The following is a 596-nucleotide window of genomic DNA, read 5'->3' as shown; positions in this document are numbered from 1 at the left end:
ATTTTTTCGATGGTTATGGCCGCCATTTTGCGGTACCTCGCTTGTCGGTGAGCTGGCAAAAGCTCGCGCCGCCTCGATGTCTTGATCGCCGAGATCGTTGGAGCCGTTGTGTTACAGATGGATGACATATATCGAATAAAACGATGCGAAGGGCTTGCCTCTGGATGGATGGCTGCGATGTCTGCGGAGAACAGTCTGTGAGCGAGCAGGATCTGTCTCTCAACGCCGTTCGCGCCTTCGTGCAGGTGGCACGCGACGGCAGTGTCACCCGAGCCTCGAAGGCACTCGGCATCACCCAGAGCTCGGTGAGCCGCCACCTCGCGGTGTTGGAAGCGTACCTCGGTGCCAAGCTGCTCGAACGGTACGGACGCCAGAGTCAGTTGACCGATTATGGGCGGCTTTTCGCCGATGCCGTTGCCGAGCCGCTCGACACGATTTTTTTTACGGCAAAGCGGATGCGCCGCGGTAATGGGAAAGATGCCAACCGACTTGTCGTGAGGACCTCGCTCTCGACCTTCGCCTATACGCTGCTCATCCCCAATCTGCGCGACTTCTCGAAGGAAATGGGTGGCGTCACGGTCGACCTCATCAGCGCC

General features: G+C 58.6%; 1 protein-coding gene. It reads left to right on the top strand.

Going from position 1 to position 596, the window contains the following annotated elements; translation table 11 throughout:
• Positions 1 to 164: 164 nt before the first annotated feature.
• A partial coding sequence (locus ACWGS9_RS35180; RefSeq protein ID WP_454509478.1) for a LysR family transcriptional regulator occupies positions 165 to 596 on the top strand: 432 nt, incomplete at its 3' end.

Source organism: Mesorhizobium sp. Arg314 (assembly GCF_053714275.1).
Note: the sequence above shows the minus strand (reverse complement) of the source record. Positions and strands in the feature narration are given on the sequence as shown.